Here is a 15,662-nt window from a genome sequence, read left to right as displayed (position 1 = left end):
GCTGCCCTCGGGGTGCGGCCCGCTCCTTTCCGACGCCGGTTCGAGAGGCTTGTAGATGGCCGACCACGCAACCCACGACGCCCAAGCCCGGGCAAGCCTGCACCTGCTGGTGCGGGACATCGAGCGGGTCCGCCGACAGGTGGACGCCCTGCGCACGCTCACCGCCCAGCTGGGCAACGTCTACCGCCCGCGTCGCTCCGGCCCGTCGACGGGCTTCGTCGTCTACGGCAGGGCCCCGGCCCCCACCGTCCGGCTCGCGCAGGAGCTGCGGGACAGCGTCGAGACCCTGGTCACCGCGGCCGTCGACTTCGACCGCTCGCTCGGCTTCTCGTGGGACGCGGTCGGTTCGGCCCTGGGCGTCACGAAGCAGGCCGTGCACCGCCGGTACGGGGCGCGCCGCGCGGCGGCCCGGCAGCCGGCCGCGGCGGAGCGCCCGGGGCAGCCGGCGCCGGTCCCGGCGGCCCGGTCGTCGGCGCCGCAGCAGGCGGCGCAGACCCGCAGGGACCAGCTCCACCGGGAGGAGGACCGTCCGGGCGTCCTGCCCGCCCCGCGCAACGGCTGACCTTCCCCCCTGCCGGCCGCCCCGCCCGCCCCTCCTCCCCCGGCGCGCGGGGCGGCTCCGCGACCGGGATCCCGTCGGCCCGCGCCGCCCGGGACGCCCCGCGCCTCTTCGGGGACGGCGGGCCCGGCCCCCGCGCCCCGCCCCCTCAGCCGATGTCCGGGGGATCCATCCTGACGCGGACCGGCGGCCCGCCTCCCCCGGCCGGACGCGCGGCCCGGGCCTTCTTGAGCGCGGAGGCCAGGGCCGCGCCGGCGCCGGGCGGGACCCGCACCAGGGCGCGTTCCCACGCCTCGTCCGCGGGCGGGTCGCCCGGGCGGCGGGGGCCGCCGGGGGCCGCGGGGCGGAGCGGCACCGGTCCCAGGACCTCCGCTTCGGGCGGGAGCCCGGCCGCCTCCAGGAACCCGGCGACGGTCCCCGGGCGGCCCGCCACCGCGGCCATGCGGGAGACCGGCGGGAAGCCCAGCTCCGCGCGCTCGGCCAGCTCCCGCCTGGCGTGGCCCACCGGGTCCCACCGCACCAGCGCCTGTACGGGCCGCAGCGTCGGCTCGGCGACGACGACCACCGTGCCGCCCTCGTCCTGGCCCCGCACCAGTGACGCGGCGTTGATCCAGCGGCGCAGCGCCTCCTCCCCGGCCCGCAGGTCGGGCCGGGCCAGGAGGGCCCAGCCGTCCAGCAGCAGCGCGGCCGCGTACCCGCCCTCGGCGACCGGTTCGGCGCCCGGTGTGCTCACCACCAGCGCGGGCCTGCCCGGTACCGAGTCCAGGACGTGGTCGCGCCCGGAGGTGCGTACCGGTACGGCCGGGAAGGCCCGCCCCAGCTCCTCCGCCGTGCGCCGGGCGCCGACGACGCGTGCGCGCAGCCGGACGGAGCCGCACTCGGCGCAGTGCCAGTCCGGTTCACCGCGCCCGCACCAGCCGCACCTCAGCTCCCGCTGCCCGGGGGCCTCCAGGGGTCCGGCGCAGTGCCGGCACCGGGCCGGTGCGCGGCAGCGCTCGCACGCCAGCCGGGGGACGTAGCCCCGCCGGGGCACCTGCACCAGCACCGGCCCGGACCTCAGCCCGTCCCGTACGGCCCGCCACGCGAGGGACGGCAGCCGCGCGGCCCGCGCCGCCTCGTCGCGCGCCAGCTCCGCGTCCCCCACGGTCCGCACGAGCGGCGCGGCGGCCCGCACCCGCTCGCGCGGCGCCGCGAGGGGGTGCGCCCAGCCGCTCCGGATGAGCTGGGCGGCCTCCACCGTGCAGCTCGTGCCGCCCAGCAGGAAGCCGCACCCCTCGTGCGCGGCGCGCAGCAGCAGCACGTCGCGCGCGTGCGGCTGCGGGGCGTGCGGCTCGCTGTGGCTGCCGTCGCCGTCGTCCCAGACGGCGACCAGCCCCAGGTCCCGTACGGGCGCGAACATGGCGGCGCGCGTCCCGACGACGGCGCGCACCGAGCCGCGCCGCACGGCCAGCCACCGCCGGTACCGCTGCTCGGGACCGGCCTCGGCGGTCAGCAGCGCGTGCCGCCCCTCCCCGAGGACGGCCGTCAGCTCGGCGTCCACGCGCGCGGCGGTCCGCCCGTCGGGCGCGACGACGAGGGCGCCGCGTCCGGAGGCGAGCGTCGCGCCCACCGCCCGCGCCAGCTCCCGCGCCCAGTGCGGGCCCGGCAGGGCGGTCCACACCGCGCGCGGCGCGCCCCCTCGCGCGAGGGTGCCCAGGAACGCCTCGCCGTGCGTGTACCGCGTCCACGTTCCGGCTTCGGGCACGGGCGGCGGCGGCAGCGGTTCGGGCGACGGCCGGCCCTCCGCGCGGGCGTTGCGGGGCGGTACGGCCAGCTGCAGGACGTCGGCGAGGCTGCCCGCGTACCGGTCGGCGACGGCCCGGGCCAGTCCCAGCAGTTCGGGGCTGAGGACGGGTTCGGGGGACACGACGTCGGCGAGCGCGGCCAGGGGCCCCGGGTAGTCCGTGTCGGCGCGCCGCTCGACGAGGAACCCGTCGATGAGCCGTCCGCCCTCGCGCCGCCCGTCCCGCACCCGGTGGGCTCCCGCGCCGAACCGCACCCGCACCCGCACCCCGGGCCGGGCCGCGGCGTCGAGCTCCTCGGGGACCGCGTAGTCGAAGAACTGGTCGAGGTGGAGCACGCCCTTGTTGACGACCACCCGGGCGACGGGCAGCTCCTTCGCCAGGGCGGCCCCCCGCCACGTCCGCGGCCTGGCCCTCGGAGCCTTCGCCTTCCGCACGGACTCGCGGATGAGCGCGAGCTGCTCCGGCCCCTCGCCCGGCCGCCCTTCCCGATCCCCGCTCCCGCTGCTCACGGCCCCATGCCTACCAGACGCCACCGACACCGCGCCGCGATCGCGGGGCGCGGGCGTCCGGGAACGCCGGAGGCCGGCCTCCGTACGGGACGGGGCCGGCCTCCGGTGCGCCGGGCGCGGACGGGCCTACAGGCCCGCGGCCCTGCGGAGGGCGTCGACGCGGTCGGTGCGCTCCCAGGTGAAGTCGGGCAGCTCGCGGCCGAAGTGGCCGTAGGCGGCCGTCTGCGAGTAGATCGGACGCAGCAGGTCCAGGTCGCGGATGATCGCCGCCGGACGGAGGTCGAAGACCTCGGCGATGGCGCTCTCGATCCGCTCGACGTCCACCTTGGCGGTGCCGAAGGTCTCCACGAACAGGCCCACCGGCTCGGCCTTGCCGATGGCGTAGGCCACCTGCACCTCGCAGCGGGAGGCCAGACCGGCGGCGACGACGTTCTTGGCGACCCAGCGCATCGCGTAGGCCGCCGAACGGTCGACCTTGGAGGGGTCCTTGCCCGAGAACGCCCCGCCGCCGTGGCGGGCCATGCCTCCGTAGGTGTCGATGATGATCTTCCGGCCGGTCAGCCCGGCGTCACCCATCGGCCCGCCGATCTCGAACCGGCCCGTGGGGTTGACCAGCAGGCGGTAGTCCTTGGTCTCCAGCTTGATCCCGTCCTCCAGCAGCCCCGCCAGCACGTGCTCGACGACGAACTCGCGGATGTCGGGGGTCAGCAGCGAGTCCAGGTCGATGTCACTGGCGTGCTGCGAGGAGACCACCACCGTGTCCAGCCGCACGGCCTTGTCGCCGTCGTACTCGACGGTCACCTGCGTCTTGCCGTCCGGGCGCAGGTAGGGGATCGTGCCGTTCTTGCGGACCTCCGTCAGCCGCCTGGACAGCCGGTGCGCCAGGTGGATCGGCAGCGGCATCAGCTCCGGCGTCTCGTCCGACGCGTAGCCGAACATCAGCCCCTGGTCGCCGGCGCCCTGCGCGTCCAGCTCGTCCTCGTCCCCTTCCACACGCCGCTCGTAGGCAGCGTCCACGCCCTGGGCGATGTCCGGGGACTGCGCGCCGATCGACACCGACACCCCGCAGGACGCCCCGTCGAAGCCCTTCTTCGAGGAGTCGTAGCCGATCTCCAGGATCTTCTCGCGCACCAGCGTCGGGATGTCGGCGTACGCCTTGGTGGTCACCTCGCCGGCGACGTGCACCAGACCGGTGGTGATCAACGTCTCCACGGCGACGCGGGAAGTGGGGTCCTCCCGCAGCAGCGCGTCGAGGACGGCGTCGCTGATCTGGTCAGCGATCTTGTCGGGGTGACCCTCGGTCACGGATTCCGAGGTGAACAGGCGACGGGACACGATGCTCCCTGGGTTTGCAGCGGCTGCTGGCTGATCGTCGGTGGACCGGCAGGGGGCTGCGCCCCGCGTCGTTCCGGGAACAGCTTATCGGGCGCCTTCCGACTTGGGGCCAGGGCGTCTCGCACGGCGCGGGTCCGATCGCCCCGCCGGCCCCGCGCCGACGGCGAGATCAGCTCCGGTGCGGGGAGTCGCCCGGTCCGCGAGGCCGCCCGGCTGTGAGGGGAATCACGGCGTTCACCCTCGTGGCAGCCGGGTCGCCACCTGGTCCCACACGATGTCCGCGAGGGCCTCCTTGGGCCCGTGGGGGACGGGCGTCTGCGTGCCGTCGGAGCCGAGGACGACGGCCTCGTTCTCCTCGGAGCCGAAGGTCCTGTGCTCCCCCACCTCGTTGACGACGAGCAGGTCGCAGCCCTTGCGGCGGAGTTTGGCCCGGCCGTTCGCGAGGACGTCGTCGGTCTCGGCCGCGAAGCCGACGACGACCTGGCCGGGGTGGGCGCGGCCCGCGGAGAGCTCCGCGAGGACGTCCGGGTTGCGGACGAGGGCGACGGGTGCGGGCTCCTCGCCCTCCCGCTTCTTGATCTTGCCTTCGGCGTACACGGCGGGGCGGAAGTCGGCGACGGCCGCGGCCATGACGACGGCGTCGGCGTCCGCGGCGGCCTCCAAGACGGCCTCGCGCAGCTGGACGGCCGTCCCCACGTGGACGACGTCGGCGCCGGCCGGGTCGGGCATGCCGGTGTTGGCCTCGACGAGGGTGACGCGGGCGCCGCGGGCGACGGCGGTGCGGGCGAGGGCGTAGCCCTGCTTGCCGGAGGAGCGGTTCCCCAGGTACCGGACGGGGTCGAGCGGCTCGCGGGTGCCGCCGGCGCTGACCACGACGTGGCGGCCCGCGAGGTCGGGTCCGGCGGCGCCGCGGGCGAGGACCCGCCGGCAGACCTCGAAGATCTCGGCCGGGTCGGGGAGCCGGCCCTTGCCGGTGTCGGCGCCGGTGAGGCGGCCGACGGCGGGCTCGACGACCACGGCGCCGCGGCGGCGCAGCGTGGCGACGTTCTCCCGGGTGGCCGGGTGCTCCCACATCTCGGTGTGCATGGCGGGGGCGAAGACCACCGGGCAGCGGGCGGTGAGGAGCGTGTTGGTCAGGAGGTCGTCCGCGAGGCCGTGGGCGGCCCTGGCGAGCGTGTCGGCCGTGCAGGGGGCGACGACGACGAGGTCGGCCGCCTGCCCGATGCGGACGTGCGGCACCTCGTGGACGTCGTCCCAGACCCGGGCGGAGACCGGGTTGCCGGAGAGCGCCGACCAGGTCGCGGCGCCGACGAAGTGGAGGGCGGACGCGGTCGGGACGACCCGTACGTCATGGCCCGACTCGGTCAGCCGGCGCAGCAGCTCGCACGCCTTGTAGGCGGCGATGCCGCCGCTGACTCCGAGGACGACCTTGGGCTTGGGCACTGCGCCTCCCGCTCTGGGGGTTGGTACGGCGTCCCGGTGTTCCGGGACTGCGCGGCCCCGGGGGGCCGCGGGCCGCCGGGCCTCGCGGTTTCCGGGGCACACCACAGGCCCGGCGGGGGTCCGCCGGGCCTGGTGATGACGCTGGGGGCTCTTACTACGCCGGGCCCTCGACGGCCTCGGAGGTCAGCAGGCCCGCGTTGATCTCCCGCAGGGCGATCGAGAGCGGCTTCTCGTGGACGTGGGTGTCCACCAGCGGACCGACGTACTCGAGCAGGCCCTCACCGAGCTGCGAGTAGTACGCGTTGATCTGCCGCGCGCGCTTGGCCGCGTAGATCACGAGGCTGTACTTCGAGTCCGTGGCCTCGAGCAGCTCGTCGATCGGCGGGTTGATGATGCCCTCGGGCGCGGTGATGGAAGAGGACACGCTCTACCTTCCGAAAAAGTGGACAAGGAGAAATCAGACAACGTCCATCAAGGCTAGCAGCTCACGCGCCACGTCCTCGACGGAGGTGTTGACCAGGGTGGTGTCGAACTCGGACTCGGCGGCGAGCTCCACCCTGGCCGCCGCCAGGCGCCGCTCGATCACCTCGGGCGACTCGGTGCCGCGGCCGGTGAGCCGCCGGACCAGCTCGTCCCAGCTCGGCGGGGCGAGGAAGACCAGCCGGGCGTCGGGCATGGACTCGCGGACCAGCCGGGCGCCCTGGAGGTCGATCTCCAGGAGGACGGGCTCACCGGCCTCCAGCCGGTCCGCTACGGCCCGGCGCGGCGTGCCGTAGCGGTTGCCTGCGAACTCGGCCCACTCCAGCAGCTCGCCGTTGGCGACGAGCTTGTCGAACTCGTCGTCCGTGACGAAGTGGTACTGCACGCCGTCCTGCTCGCCGGGGCGCGGCTCGCGGGTCGTGGCCGACACCGAGAGCCAGACCTCCGGGTGGACCTTGCGCATATGGGCGACGACCGTGCTCTTGCCGACCCCGGAGGGGCCGGAGAGCACGGTCAGCCGCGGACGTACGACCGGGGGCTCGGGGGTCGTCCCCCGGGATGTTGCAGCCATGGGGCGATTATTCCAGCTCCCGGGGGCTCCGGACGCCGGGCGCCGGCCGTCAGGCCTTGGGGCCGCCGAATTCGCGCTCCAGGGACGCGATCTGGTTGGAGCCGAGCCCGCGGACGCGGCGGCTCTCGGAGATGCCCAGCCGCTCCATGATCTGCTTGGCGCGGACCTTGCCCACGCCCGGCAGGGACTCCAGGAGGGCGGAGACCTTCATCTTGCCGATGACGTCGTTCTCCTGGCCCTGTTTGATGACCTCGTGGAGCGAGGCGCCGGAGTGCTTGAGTCGATTCTTGACCTCGGCCCGCTCCCGGCGAGCCGCGGCGGCCTTTTCGAGCGCGGCTGCGCGCTGTTCAGGGGTAAGGGGCGGAAGAGCCACGCCTACGTCACCTCGGATGTCGAACTGTCGGATACGGACCGGTGAGGAACCTAGTCGGCCCACACCGAGCGAGCAACGAGCAACGCAGTGACCGCTGCGAACGCTGACTCTCGTCGGAGACTAGCGGCCGGGGCCGCCAGAGTCACCGAGAACAGAGGAAAAGTCCTGGTCAGCATCGATCCTGCCAGACAAACAAGACATAACGCCTCCGTTTGGGGCTTGAATACGTCAACAACCGTCACGAGCCGTTCCGCGCTCCCCCGCCGGGCGGAGCGGGCGTCCGTGCGGTGCGGAGCACTCCGCGGGGTTCAGCCGCCGACGGCGATCCGCACCTCGTCCGCGTACCGCTCCGCCGCGCTCCTGAGGGCCGCCGCATCCGGGCCGTGCCGCAGGACGCCGCGGCTGACGTGGGGGACGACGTTGCGCACGGCGGCGCCGAAGACGGCCGGCAGGTCGGCCGGGGTGGCGCCCTGCGCGCCGATGCCCGGGGCCAGGAGGGGGCCGTTGACGTCCAGGTCGAAGGAGGACAGGTCGCCGAGGGTGGCGCCGACCACCGCGCCGAAGGAGCCCATGGGGGTCCGTCCCGCGTTCTCCGCGGCGAGGTGCGCCAGCACGGTCGCCCCGACGCTCCGCCCGTCCCCGCGCACGGCCCGCTGGACCTCGGCGCCCTCCGGGTTGGAGGTCAGGGCGAGGACGAACAGGCCGGCGCCGCTCTCGCGCGCCAGGTCGACGGCGGGCCTCAGGGAGCCGTAGCCCAGGTACGGGGAGACGGTCAGTGCGTCCGAGAACAGCGGCGACCCCTCGCGCAGGAACGCCTCCGCGTACGCGGCCATGGTGGAGCCGATGTCGCCGCGCTTGGCGTCCATGACGACCAGGGCGCCGGCGTCCCGCAGGTCGGCGACGGCCCTCTCCAGGACCGCGACGCCGCGCGAGCCGAACCGCTCGAAGAAGGCGCTCTGCGGCTTGAAGACGGCGACGGTGCCGGCCAGCGCGTCCACCACGGTGCGGGTGAAGGCCTCCAGGCCGCGGACGTCGTCGGCGAGGCCCCAGGCGGAGAGCAGGGAGGCGTGCGGGTCGATGCCGACGCAGAGCGGGCCGCGGGTGTCCATGGCCTCGCGGAGGCGGGCGCCGAAGGGTGCGGGGGTCACTGGGCCGCCTTCCGGGTGTCCGCGCCGACGGCGTCGGCGAGGGTGGCGTACGGGGATGCCTTGAGCCGGGCCGCGAGGCCCTTGTGGACGGCGCGGGCGTAGAAGGGCCCCCGGTAGATGAGGGCGCTGTAGCCCTGGACGAGGGTGGCGCCGGCGAGGATGCGCCGCCAGGCGTCCTCGGCGTCCTCGACACCGCCGACGCCGACGAGGACGAGCCGGTCGCCCACGCGCGCGTGGAGGCGGCGCAGGACCTCCAGGGAGCGCTCCTTGAGGGGGGCCCCGGACAGGCCGCCGGTCTCCGCGACGAGCGCCGGGTCGGAGGCGAGGCCGTCGCGGGCGACGGTGGTGTTGGTGGCGATGATCCCGTCCAGGCCCAGCTCCACGGCGAGGTCGGCGACGGCGTCGACGTCCTCGTCGGCCAGGTCGGGGGCGATCTTCACCAGGAGCGGTACGCGGCGGTTTGGGACCGTGCGGTCGGCGGCCTCGCGCACCGCGGTGAGCAGCGGGCGGAGCGCCTCCGTGACCTGGAGGTTCCGCAGGCCGGGGGTGTTGGGCGAGGAGACGTTGACGACGAGGTAGTCGGCGTGGCGGGCCAGGCGCTCGGTGGACTTCACGTAGTCCGCGACGGCCTCGGCCTCGGGGACGGCCTTGGTCTTGCCGATGTTGACGCCTACGACGGTCCTGAACACCGGCACGCGTGCGCGCAGCCGTTCCGCGACGGCCGCGGAGCCCTCGTTGTTGAAACCCATGCGGTTGATCAGGGCCCGGTCCGGCACGAGGCGGAAGAGGCGCTTGCCGGGGTTCCCCGGCTGGGGCTCGCCGGTGACCGTACCGATCTCGACGTGGTCGAAACCGAGCATCGCCATGCCGTCGATCGCGACGGCGTTCTTGTCGAAGCCGGCGGCGAGCCCGAAGGGGCCGTGCATCCGCAGGCCGAGGGCCTCGGTGCGCAGCTCCCCGTGGCGGGGGGGCGAGGACGGCGGCGACGAAGGTGCGCAGCACGGGTACGGCGGCGGCGAGGCGGATCCAGCGGACGGCCGCGTGGTGGGCGCGCTCCGGGTCCATCCGCTTGAAGACGAGGTTGAAGAAGAGTTCGTACATTCGGGTGGCTGTGTCCTCATGAGGAGGGGGACACCGCGGTGGCGGTGTCCCCCCGTGGGCTGCTAGTCGCGGGCCGCGGTCAGGTGTTCGGCGTGTTCCTGGAGGGAGCGGACGCCGACTCCTCCACCGTTGAGGGCGTCGATGCCCTGGACGGCCGCGGCGAGTGCCTGGACCGTGGTGAGGCAGGGGACGCCGCGTGCCACGGCGGCGGTGCGGATGTCGTAGCCGTCGAGGCGTCCGCCGGTGCCGTAGGGGGTGTTGACGATGAGGTCGACCTCGCCGGCGTGGATGAGCTGGACGACGGTCTTCTCGCCGCCGGGGCCCTCGCCCTCGGACTGCTTGCGCACGACGGTGGCGTTGATGCCGTTGCGCTTGAGGACCTCGGCGGTGCCGGAGGTGGCGAGCAGTTCGAAGCCGTGGGCGACCAGCGCGCGTGCCGGGAAGATCATCGAGCGCTTGTCGCGGTTGGCGACGGAGATGAACGCGCGGCCCTTGGTGGGCAGCGGGCCGTAGGCGCCGGCCTGCGACTTGGCGTAGGCGGTGCCGAAGACGGTGTCGATGCCCATGACCTCGCCGGTGGAGCGCATCTCCGGGCCCAGGACGGTGTCGACGCCGCGGCCGTGGATGTCGCGGAAGCGCGACCACGGCATGACGGCCTCCTTGACGGAGATCGGCGCGTCGAGCGGGAGTTCGCCGCCGTCGCCGCGGGCGGGCAGCAGGCCCTCGGCGCGCAGCTCGGCGATGGTGGCGCCGAGCGAGATGCGGGCGGCGGCCTTCGCGAGCGGGACGGCGGTCGCCTTGGAGGTGAAGGGGACGGTGCGCGAGGCGCGCGGGTTGGCCTCCAGGACGTAGAGGATGTCCCCGGCCATGGCGAACTGGATGTTGATCAGGCCGCGTACGCCGACGCCGTGCGCGATGGCCCGGGTGGAGGCGCGCAGGCGCTTGACGTCGAAGCCGCCCAGGGTGATGGGGGGCAGGGCGCAGGCCGAGTCGCCGGAGTGGATGCCGGCTTCCTCGATGTGCTCCATGACGCCGCCGAGGTACAGCTCCTCGCCGTCGTAGAGGGCGTCGACGTCGATCTCTATGGCGTCGTCGAGGAAGCGGTCGACCAGGACCGGCCGGGTGGGGCTGATCTCGGTGGACTCGGCGATGTACTGCTCCAGCCGGGCCTCGTCGTAGACGATCTCCATGCCCCGTCCGCCGAGCACGTAGGAGGGGCGGACCAGGACCGGGTAGCCGATCTCGTCGGCGATGGCCCTGGCCTCGGCGAAGGTGGTCGCGGTGCCGTGCTTGGGCGCCGGCAGTCCGGCCTCCTCCAGGACGCGGCCGAAGGCGCCGCGGTCCTCGGCGGCGTGGATGGCCTCCGGCGGGGTGCCGACGATCGGGACGCCGTTGTCCTTGAGCGCCTGGGCCAGGCCGAGCGGGGTCTGGCCGCCCAGCTGGACCACGACGCCCGCCACCGGCCCGGCCTGCTGTTCGGCGTGGACGATCTCCAGCACGTCCTCGAGCGTGAGCGGCTCGAAGTACAGGCGGTCGGAGGTGTCGTAGTCGGTGGAGACGGTCTCCGGGTTGCAGTTGACCATCACGGTCTCGTACCCGGCGTCGCTCAGCGCGAAGGAGGCGTGGACGCAGGAGTAGTCGAACTCGATGCCCTGGCCGATGCGGTTCGGGCCGGAGCCCAGGATGATCACGGCCGGCTCGGTCCGCGGGGCGACCTCGGTCTCCTCGTCGTACGAGGAGTAGAAGTACGGGGTCCTCGCGGCGAACTCGGCGGCGCAGGTGTCGACCGTCTTGTAGACCGGGCGGACGCCCAGGGCGTGCCGGAGCTCGCGCACGACGTCCTCGCGCAGCCCGCGGATCTCTCCGATCTGCTGGTCGGAGAAGCCGTGGCGCTTGGCCTCGGCGAGCAGCTCGGGGTCGAGCTTCTCGGCAGCGGCCAGCTCGTCGGCGATCTCCTTGACCAGGAACATCTGGTCGACGAACCACGGGTCGATCCTCGTGGCGTCGAAGACCTCCTCGCGGGTGGCGCCGGCGCGGATGGCCTGCATCACGGTGTTGATGCGGCCGTCGGTGGGGCGGGCGGCCTCGCGCAGCAGGTCGGCCTTGTCTCCGGGCTCGCCGGTGAACGCGAACTGGCTGCCCTTCTTCTCCAGGGAGCGCAGGGCCTTCTGCAGCGCCTCGGTGAAGTTGCGGCCGATGGCCATGGCCTCGCCGACCGACTTCATGGTGGTGGTCAGGGTGGAGTCGGCCTGCGGGAACTTCTCGAAGGCGAAGCGGGGCGCCTTGACCACGACGTAGTCGAGCGTGGGCTCGAAGGACGCCGGGGTCTCCCGGGTGATGTCGTTGGGGATCTCGTCGAGCGTGTAGCCGACCGCCAGCTTCGCGGCGATCTTGGCGATGGGGAAGCCGGTCGCCTTCGACGCCAGCGCCGAGGAGCGCGAGACGCGCGGGTTCATCTCGATGACGATGACCCGGCCGTCCTCGGGGTTGACGGCGAACTGGATGTTGCAGCCGCCGGTGTCGACGCCGACCTCGCGGATGACGGCGATGCCGATGTCGCGGAGGATCTGGTACTCGCGGTCGGTGAGCGTCATCGCGGGCGCGACGGTGATGGAGTCGCCGGTGTGGACGCCCATCGGGTCGAAGTTCTCGATGGAGCAGACGACCACCACGTTGTCGTGCTTGTCGCGCATCAGCTCCAGCTCGTACTCCTTCCAGCCGAGGATGGACTCCTCCAGGAGCACCTCGGTGGTCGGCGAGAGCGCCAGGCCCTGGCCGGCGATGCGGCGCAGCTCCTCCTCGTCGTGGGCGAAGCCGGAGCCGGCGCCGCCCATGGTGAAGGAGGGGCGCACGACCACCGGGTAGCCGCCGAGCGTCTCGACGCCCTTGAGGACGTCGTCCATGGAGTGGCAGATGACCGAGCGGGCGGACTCGCCGTGGCCGATCCTGGCCTTGACCGCCTCGACGACCAGCTTGAACTGGTCGCGGTCCTCGCCCTTGTGGATGGCCTCGACGTTGGCGCCGATCAGCTCGACGCCGTACGCGTCGAGGACGCCCGCCTCGTGGAGGGAGATCGCGGTGTTCAGCGCGGTCTGGCCGCCGAGGGTGGGCAGGAGGGCGTCGGGGCGCTCCTTGGCGATGATCTTCTCGACGAACTGGGGGGTGATCGGCTCGACGTAGGTGGCGTCGGCGATCTCCGGGTCGGTCATGATCGTCGCCGGGTTGGAGTTGACCAGGATCACCCGCAGGCCCTCGGCCTTGAGGACGCGGCACGCCTGGGTGCCGGAGTAGTCGAACTCGGCGGCCTGGCCGATGACGATCGGGCCGGAGCCGATGACCAGGACGGACTGGATATCGGTGCGCTTAGGCACGCTGGCCCTCCATGAGCTTCACGAAGCGGTCGAACAGGTAGGCGGCGTCGTGCGGGCCCGCTGCCGCTTCGGGGTGGTACTGGACGCTGAAGGCCGGCCGGTCGAGGCACTGCAGGCCCTCGACCACGTCGTCGTTCAGGCACACGTGCGAGACCTGGACGCGGCCGAACGGCGTCTCGGACACCGTGTCGAGCGGGGCGTCGACGGCGAAGCCGTGGTTGTGCGCGGTCACCTCGACCCTCCCGGTCGTACGGTCCTGCACCGGCTGGTTGATGCCGCGGTGGCCGTACTTCAGCTTGTAGGTGCCGAAGCCCAGGGCCCGGCCGAGGATCTGGTTGCCGAAGCAGATGCCGAACAGGGGCGTCCCGCGCTCCAGCACGCCGCGCATGACGGCCACCGGGCCGTCGGCGGTGGCCGGGTCGCCGGGGCCGTTGGAGAAGAACACCCCGTCGGGGTTCACGGCGTACACGTCGTCGACGGTGGCCGTGGCGGGCAGGACGTGCACCTCGATGCCGCGCTCGGCCATCCGGCGGGGAGTCATCCCCTTGATGCCGAGGTCCACGGCGGCGACCGTGAACCGCTTCTCGCCGATCGCCGGGACGGTGTAGGCCTCCCCGGTGGCGACCTCGGCGGAGAGGTCCGCGCCCTGCATCTGCGGCTGCGCGCGGACCCTCGCCAGCATGTCGGCCCCGTCGGTGACGGCCTCGCCGGAGAAGACGCCCACCCGCATGGCGCCGCGCTCGCGCAGGTGGCGGGTGAGGGCGCGGGTGTCGACACCGCTGATCCCGACGACGCCCTGGCGCCGGAGCTCCTCGTCGAGGGAGCGCCTGGACCGCCAGTTGGAGGGGACCCGGGCGGGGTCGCGGACGACGTAGCCGGAGACCCAGATGCGGGCGGACTCCATGTCCTCGTCGTTGACGCCGGTGTTCCCGACGTGCGGGGCCGTCATGACGACGACCTGGCGGTGGTACGAGGGGTCGGTCAGGGTCTCCTGGTAGCCGGTCATGCCGGTGGAGAAGACGGCCTCGCCGAACGTCTCCCCACGGCCCCGTAGGCACGGCCGCGGAAGCTGCGGCCGTCCTCCAGGACGAGTACGGCGGGAACCCTGGTTCCCCGGGTGGAGGTCGTCATCGTGCGGCGCCTTCCGTCGTGGTGTTCTCGGTGCTGAGGGAGTTGATGGCGGTGACCCACGCGGGGTGCTCGGCCGCCCGGTCGGAGCGGAAGCCGGAGTCGATCAGCTGGCCGCCGTGGACCCAGGTGACGACCAGCAGGCCGCCCTCGGTGAGGACCTTGCCGGCGATGCCCGTGTCGAGCCGGGCCCCGCGCAGCCGGTCGGCCGGGACGAAGAAGTCGGCGGCCCCGGGGCGTGCGACCTCCAGTCCCGCGTCCGTCAGGGTCAGCTCTGCGCGGCTGCGGGTGCCGAGGCCGCGGGCGACGATGCGCTCGAGCCACTGCCCGGCGGCGGTGGACCCGTGGTAGCGGCCCGCGAGGGAGAGGATCGTCCCGCCGGGGTCCTCCGGCGCGGTGGGCAGCTCGGGCAGGGCGGACTGGAGGCTGGCGCGCCATTTCCAGCCCTGGCGCATCAGCCAGTAGGCGAGGACCACGAAGAGCAGGAGGAGGCCGACCCAGCCGAGGCGGGCGGTCCAGTCGGTCACCTCGGCCGACCGGGGTTCGGCGGCGAGGGGGGTCAGAGGTGTCACGCGAGCTTCCCGTCCATGAGCGTTGCCCTGCCCCGCAGGAAGGTGTGGGTGACGCGTCCCGGCAGCTCGCGGCCCTCGTAGGGGGTGTTGCGGCTGCGGGAGGCGAAGCCCGCGGGGTCCACCGCTCCACGGTATGCCGGGTCGACCAGTGTCAGGTTCGCGGGCTCGCCCACCGAGACGGGGCGGCCGTGGCCGGTGGCGCCGCCGATCCGGGCGGGGGCGAAGGACATGCGGTCGGCGACGGCCGCCCAGTCGAGGAGACCGGTGTCGACCATCGTGTGCTGGACCACGGACAGCGCGGTCTCCAGGCCGACCATGCCCATGGCCGCGGCGGCCCACTCGCAGTCCTTGTCCTCGTGCGGGTGCGGGGCGTGGTCGGTGGCGACGATGTCGATCGTGCCGTCGGCGAGGGCCTCGCGCAGCGCCGTCACGTCGCGCTCGGTGCGCAGCGGCGGGTTGACCTTGTAGACGGGGTCGTAGGTGCGGACCGTCTCGTCGGTGAGGAGGAGGTGGTGCGGGGTGACCTCGGCGGTGACGTCGATGCCGCGGGACTTGGCCCAGCGGACGATCTCGACGGAGCCGGCGGTCGACAGGTGGCAGATGTGGACGCGGGAGCCGACGTGCTCGGCGAGGAGGACGTCGCGGGCGATGATCGACTCCTCGGCGACGGCGGGCCAGCCGCCGAGGCCGAGCTCGGCGGAGACGACGCCCTCGTTCATCTGGGCGCCCTCGGTGAGCCGGGGTTCCTGGGCGTGCTGGGCGACGACGCCGCCGAACGCCTTCACGTACTCCAGGGCGCGGCGCATGATCACGGCGTCGTCGACGCACTTGCCGTCGTCGGAGAAGACGGTGACGCCGGCGGCGGACTCGTGCATGGCGCCGAGCTCGGCGAGCTGCCTGCCCTCCAGGCCCACGGTGACGGCGCCGACGGGCTGCACGTCGCAGTAGCCGTGCTCCCGGCCGAGGCGCCAGACCTGCTCGACGACGCCCGCGGTGTCGGCGACGGGGAAGGTGTTGGCCATGGCGAAGACGGCCGTGTAGCCGCCGCTCGCGGCGGCGCGGGTGCCGGTGAGGACGGTCTCGGAGTCCTCGCGGCCGGGCTCGCGCAGATGGGTGTGGAGGTCGACGAGACCGGGCAGGAGGACGCGCCCCTCCGCCTCGACCACGGTCGCGCCGTCCGCGTCCAGGCCCGTGCCGACCTGCGCGATCGTCTCGCCCTCGATGAGGACGTCCCGGGCCTCGCCGCCGAGGACCTTCGCACCACGGATCAGGGTCTTGCTCATGCTGG

The 15,662-nt window shown here is 73.8% G+C and carries 11 protein-coding genes and 2 pseudogenes; 1 reads left to right on the top strand and 12 read right to left on the bottom strand.

Annotation, left to right across the window (positions count from 1 at the left end; translation table 11 throughout):
- Positions 1-55: 55 nt before the first annotated feature.
- The gene (locus tag LUW75_RS21290) at positions 56-562 is read left to right on the top strand and encodes a hypothetical protein (protein WP_250337040.1); all 507 of its coding nucleotides are present in this window, start codon (positions 56-58) and stop codon (positions 560-562) included.
- A gap of 145 nt (positions 563-707) precedes the next feature.
- Here the strand turns inward: LUW75_RS21290 and LUW75_RS21285 are convergent, their stop codons facing one another.
- The 12 genes and pseudogenes from LUW75_RS21285 to LUW75_RS21230 all read right to left on the bottom strand — a co-directional run bounded on the left by LUW75_RS21285 (position 708) and on the right by LUW75_RS21230 (position 15,657).
- The gene (locus tag LUW75_RS21285; RefSeq protein WP_250337039.1) at positions 708-2,852 is read right to left on the bottom strand and encodes a primosomal protein N'; all 2,145 of its coding nucleotides are present in this window, start codon (positions 2,850-2,852) and stop codon (positions 708-710) included.
- Between the two features lie 126 nt (positions 2,853-2,978).
- Positions 2,979-4,187, bottom strand: a complete 1,209-nt coding sequence (metK, locus tag LUW75_RS21280; protein WP_250337038.1) for a methionine adenosyltransferase — start codon at positions 4,185-4,187, stop codon at positions 2,979-2,981.
- Positions 4,188-4,421: 234 nt separating this feature from the next.
- Entirely contained in the window at positions 4,422-5,630 is a 1,209-nt protein-coding gene (gene coaBC, locus LUW75_RS21275; protein WP_250337037.1) for a bifunctional phosphopantothenoylcysteine decarboxylase/phosphopantothenate--cysteine ligase CoaBC, read from the bottom strand.
- 154 nt (positions 5,631-5,784) lie between these two features.
- The gene (rpoZ, locus tag LUW75_RS21270) at positions 5,785-6,054 is read right to left on the bottom strand and encodes a DNA-directed RNA polymerase subunit omega (protein WP_129310310.1); all 270 of its coding nucleotides are present in this window, start codon (positions 6,052-6,054) and stop codon (positions 5,785-5,787) included.
- A 33-nt stretch (positions 6,055-6,087) separates the two neighbouring features.
- A complete protein-coding gene (gene gmk, locus LUW75_RS21265; RefSeq protein ID WP_250337036.1) occupies positions 6,088-6,681 on the bottom strand; it encodes a guanylate kinase in 594 nt (197 codons plus the stop codon).
- 49 nt (positions 6,682-6,730) lie between these two features.
- Positions 6,731-7,054 (bottom strand): integration host factor, encoded by a 324-nt coding sequence (locus LUW75_RS21260; RefSeq protein ID WP_250337035.1) that lies wholly within the window; start codon positions 7,052-7,054, stop codon positions 6,731-6,733.
- 308 nt (positions 7,055-7,362) lie between these two features.
- Positions 7,363-8,202 carry an orotidine-5'-phosphate decarboxylase gene (pyrF, locus tag LUW75_RS21255; protein WP_250337034.1) on the bottom strand — a complete coding sequence of 280 codons (840 nt, stop codon included), beginning with the start codon at positions 8,200-8,202 and terminating at the stop codon, positions 7,363-7,365.
- Positions 8,199-9,303 (bottom strand): annotated as a pseudogene (locus LUW75_RS21250) (quinone-dependent dihydroorotate dehydrogenase). Before LUW75_RS21250 ends, pyrF begins: the two are co-directional and overlap by 4 nt.
- A 62-nt stretch (positions 9,304-9,365) precedes the next feature.
- A complete protein-coding gene (carB, locus tag LUW75_RS21245; protein ID WP_250337033.1) occupies positions 9,366-12,674 on the bottom strand; it encodes a carbamoyl-phosphate synthase large subunit in 3,309 nt (1,102 codons plus the stop codon).
- Positions 12,667-13,805 (bottom strand): annotated as a pseudogene (carA, locus tag LUW75_RS21240) (glutamine-hydrolyzing carbamoyl-phosphate synthase small subunit). The gene carB and the pseudogene carA overlap by 8 nt, the downstream one beginning before the upstream one ends.
- Positions 13,802-14,374 (bottom strand): PH-like domain-containing protein, encoded by a 573-nt coding sequence (locus LUW75_RS21235; protein ID WP_250337032.1) that lies wholly within the window; start codon positions 14,372-14,374, stop codon positions 13,802-13,804. The pseudogene carA and the gene LUW75_RS21235 overlap by 4 nt, the downstream one beginning before the upstream one ends.
- Positions 14,371-15,657 carry a dihydroorotase gene (locus LUW75_RS21230; RefSeq protein ID WP_250337031.1) on the bottom strand — a complete coding sequence of 429 codons (1,287 nt, stop codon included), beginning with the start codon at positions 15,655-15,657 and terminating at the stop codon, positions 14,371-14,373. The genes LUW75_RS21235 and LUW75_RS21230 overlap by 4 nt, the downstream gene beginning before the upstream one ends.
- Positions 15,658-15,662: the final 5 nt, after the last annotated feature.

The sequence above is a fragment of the Streptomyces sp. MRC013 genome (assembly GCF_023614235.1).
Lineage (GTDB): Bacteria > Actinomycetota > Actinomycetes > Streptomycetales > Streptomycetaceae > Streptomyces.
Note: the sequence above shows the minus strand (reverse complement) of the source record. Positions and strands in the feature narration are given on the sequence as shown.